The sequence below is a fragment of the Streptomyces boluensis genome (assembly GCF_009908195.1).
In the GTDB taxonomy this organism is placed as follows: Bacteria; Actinomycetota; Actinomycetes; order Streptomycetales; family Streptomycetaceae; genus Streptomyces; species Streptomyces boluensis.
This window is the reverse complement of record NZ_JAAAHS010000542.1, coordinates 1-3,899: the sequence shown is the minus strand read 5'-3', so window position 1 is coordinate 3,899 and position 3,899 is coordinate 1. Positions and strand designations below refer to the sequence as shown.

General features: G+C 71.9%; 3 protein-coding genes. All 3 read right to left on the bottom strand.

Annotated elements, in window-relative coordinates; genetic code table 11:
* Nucleotides 1-39: 39 nt before the first annotated feature.
* The 3 genes from GUY60_RS35520 to GUY60_RS35510 all read right to left on the bottom strand — a co-directional run bounded on the left by GUY60_RS35520 (nt 40) and on the right by GUY60_RS35510 (nt 3,855).
* Nucleotides 40-1,689, bottom strand: a complete 1,650-nt coding sequence (locus GUY60_RS35520; protein WP_161705508.1) for a (2,3-dihydroxybenzoyl)adenylate synthase — start codon at nt 1,687-1,689, stop codon at nt 40-42.
* Nucleotides 1,686-2,873: an isochorismate synthase DhbC gene (gene dhbC, locus GUY60_RS35515; RefSeq protein WP_161705507.1), complete on the bottom strand. Its 1,188-nt coding sequence runs from the start codon at nt 2,871-2,873 to the stop codon at nt 1,686-1,688. Before dhbC ends, GUY60_RS35520 begins: the two co-directional genes overlap by 4 nt.
* Nucleotides 2,874-3,108: 235 nt before the next feature.
* A complete protein-coding gene (locus GUY60_RS35510) occupies nt 3,109-3,855 on the bottom strand; it encodes a 2,3-dihydro-2,3-dihydroxybenzoate dehydrogenase (RefSeq protein WP_161705509.1) in 747 nt (248 codons plus the stop codon).
* Between the last annotated feature and the right edge of the window lie 44 nt (nt 3,856-3,899).

The window sequence follows — 3,899 nt, the reverse complement described above, 5'->3', positions numbered from 1 at the left end:
ATGGCGGGGAGTGCCATGAGGTGAGGGCCTTTCGGGGTGTTACTGGTCGGCGGCGGCGGTCGTACGGAGGTCCTTCTTCGAGACCTTGCCGATGCCGGTCTGGGGGAACGCGTCGACGAACTCGACCCGGTCGGGGATCTTGTACGCGGCGAGGCCACGTTCCCGTACGAACTTCTTGATGGCGACGGGCTTCAGGGGCGACTCGGCGTCGGCGCGGAGAATCACGTACGCGCAGGTCCGCTCGCCGAGGTACTCGTCCGGCACGGCGACCACGGACACGTCGTGCACGGCGGGGTGGCCGAGGATCACGTTCTCGACCTCCTCGGGCGCGACCTTCTCGCCGCCCCGGTTGATCTGGTCCTTGGCGCGGCCCTCGACGACGAGGTGCCCGGTGGGCGTCATCCGTACGACATCACCGGTGCGGTAGAAGCCGTCCTCGGTGAAGGACCGCTGGTTGTGCTCGGGGGCGCGCCAGTAGCCGCGGATGGTGTACGGGCCACGGGTGAGCAGATGCCCGGTCTCGCCGGGGGCGACGTCCTGATCCTCGTCGTCCACGACGCGGACCTCGTCGTGCGCGGAGATCGGCCGGCCCTGGGTGGTGACGATGGTCTCCACCGGGTCGTCGAGGCGCGTGTAGTTGACGAGCCCCTCGGCCATGCCGAACACCTGCTGGAGCGTGCAGTCCAGGGCGGGCCGCACCCGGCGGGCGGCCGCCTCGCTGAACTTGGCGCCGCCGACGAGCAGCACGTCGAGGCTGGACAGGTCGTAGCGGGCCGTCGGTCCGGCCTCGGTCCACACCAGGGCGAGCGGCGGCACGAGCCCGGTGATCGTGACGCGCTCCCGCTCGATGATCGGGAACGCGGTCTCCGGGTCGGGCTGCGGGCAGAGCACGACGCGGCCGCCCGCGTACAGCACACCGAGCGAACCGGGCGAGGACAGCGGGAAGTTGTGCGCGGCGGGCAGCACCACGAGGAAGACGGAGTCCTCGTCGACGGCGCAGAGCTCGTTCGAGCCCCACAGCGAGTACATGTAGTCGTCGTGGGTGCGCGGGATCAGCTTGGGCACCCCGGTGGAGCCTCCGGACAGCTGGAGGAAGGCCAAGTCGGAGGGGACCGGCTCGTCGTACGGGACGAAGTCGTCGCACGCCACGTCACTGAGCGGGGTGTGCGCCGGGTCAGGACCGGGGTCGCCGACCACGAACACGTCGCGCAGCGTGGGCACTTGGGCCCGCACCTTGGCGGCGAGTGCACGGTGGTCGAAGCCGGAGAGAACGTCCGGGACGACGTACGCGACGGCCTCGGTGAACTCGCAGAAGTACCGGATCTCCGTCTCGCGGTGCGCGGGCAGCGCGAACACCGGCAGGGCGCCGATCCGGAACAGCGCGAAGATGACCTCGAAGAACTCGGCGACATTGGGGAGTTGGACGACGACCCGGTCACCCTTGACGATGCCGCGCGCGGCGAAGCCGTTCGCCAGCCGGTCGGCGCGTCGGTCGAGTTCGGCGTACGACCAGCGGCGCTCACCGTCGACGACCGCGATCCGGTCGGGGTGCGCGGCGGCCCGCTCGTGCAGCATGGCGCCGAAGGTCTCGCCGCGCCAGTAGCCGAGCTCGCGGTAGCGGGCGGCGAACTCCTCGGGCCAGGTCGGCGCGTCGGTGGTCGGAGTGACGGTGGCCGGAGTGACGGTCACAGCGAGGCCCCCACAGCGTTCAGGAAGGTGCCGAACTTGGCGCCGGTCTCGGCGGTCTCGGCCTCGGGCGAGGAGCCGGCGACGACACCGGCGCCCGCGTAGAGCCGCAGCCGGTCCTGCTCGGCCTCGGCGCAGCGGATGGTGACGACCCACTCGCCGTCGCCCTGAGCGTCGCCCCAGCCGACCATGCCGGTGAACATGCCCCGGTCGAACGGTTCGAGCTCGCCGATGACCTCACGGGCGAGCGGCGTCGGCGTACCGCACACGGCCGGGGTGGGGTGCAGGGCGCACGCCAACTCCAGGGCGGACACGGCGGGTTGACGGAGCGTGCCGGTCACGGTCGTCGACAGGTGCCACATGGTGGCGGTACGGACGAGGGTGGGCCGCTCGGGTACGTCGAGCTCGTCGCAGTACGGGGCGAGTGCGGCGCGCACCGCGTCCACGACGACGGCGTGCTCGTGCAGGTCCTTGGCCGACTCCAGGAGCGCGGCGGCGCGCCGCACGTCCTCGGCGAGGTCGGCGCTGCGCGGCGTGGACCCGGCGAGCGGGTTGGCGACGAGGGTGCCGCCGCGCCGGGACACGAGCAGTTCGGGGCTGGCGCCGAGCAGCGTACGGCCGGGCCCGGACGGCACCGCGAAGGTGTATCCGGACGGGTCGCGGCGGGCGAGCCGCTGCAGCATCGCGGGTATGTCGAGGGCGCGCGGCGAACGGAGTTCAAGGGTGCGGGCGAGCACGACCTTGCTGAACTCCCCGGCCTGCATCCGCTCCACGGCCCGCGCGACGGAGTCCGCGTACACCTCGGGCGCGGGCACCTGCCGCACGTCCCAGTCGGTGTCGGCGGGCACGGCGGCCGGGACGCCGACCAGCGGATCGGTGTGCAACGCGGGCGCCCAACGAGTCGCCTCGGGCACGGCAAGCGCGGCAGGCCCCTCGTGATCGAAGGCGACGGCCCCGACAACGATCGGCGCGGGATTACCGTCCCGCTCCTGAGCCCGCAGGGTCTCGGCGACCCGAACGGTCAACGGCCGCTCGTCGTACGGAACTTCGGCACGGGTGCCGTGCGCGAGAAGCGTCCGCGTGGGCGAGGCGAAGAAGCGGGCGTCACCGGGCACATAGGCATCGAGCAACGCGGTGGCGCCACCGACCGTCGGCACGGCGGGCGCGACGTCCTGGGTGGAAGTCACAGAGGTCTCCTGAGGGGGGTGTTTTGAGCAGCCGGGTCCGGCAAATCCAGCCGGTCCGGCTACTTGAGGCCGAGCGAAATCCAGCCCGTCCTGGGGGCACCTCCCAGCGGTAGCTGGGGGAGCTTGAGGACGAGCCCGGAGGGCGAAAAATCAGCCCGTCCGGCGTTTGAGGACGAGGCCGCAGGCCGATCAACGGCAACCGAGTCAACGGTGCGGAACGGACAACGCAAGAGCCTCAGGCCCGCAACGTAGCCCCACCATCCACATACAAATCGTGCATCGTGATGTGCCGAGCCCGATCGGACACGAGAAACACCACCGCGTCCGCGATATCCGAGGGCGCGGCGATCCGCCCGAGCGGAATACCGACCCGGTACGTCGACGGATCCCCCTCGATAACGCCCCGCGCAGCCGCCTCGTCGGACCACAACTGCCGCTGCATCGCCGTATCCGTGGACCCGGGCGACACGACATTGCAGCGCACCTGGCTGCGGGCCAGTTCGAGGCCGAGGCACTTGGTGAACATGGTCGCGGCCGCCTTGGACGCGGCGTACGCGGCCATCGAACTGCGCGGCACACCCGCCGCGTTGGAGCCGACGGTGACGATGCTGCCGCTGCGCCGCCCGCCCATCAGGCGGGCCGCCGCGCGCGAGGTGTGGAAGACGCCGGTGGTGTTGACCGCGAAGGTCTCGGCCCAGTCGGTGTCGGTGAGGTCGACGACGGGCGCGGCACGCAGCACCCCGGCGACGTTGACAAGGATGTCGAGCGGGCCGACGGTGCGTTCCACCTCGTCGACGAGCGCGTCGACGGCGGCGCCGTCGGTGACGTCGAGTTTCCGCCCGACGACCTGCCCGTCGGGGTAGCGCGCGGCGAGTTCCTCGACCCCGGCGGGCTCGCGGTCGACGGCCACGACGCGGGCGCCCTGCGCGACGAGCGCGCGGGTAACGGCCTCGCCGATGCCCTGGCCCGCGCCGGTCACCAGGGCGGTGCGGCCGACGAGCTCGGGTGCGGGGACGGGGGCGGGGG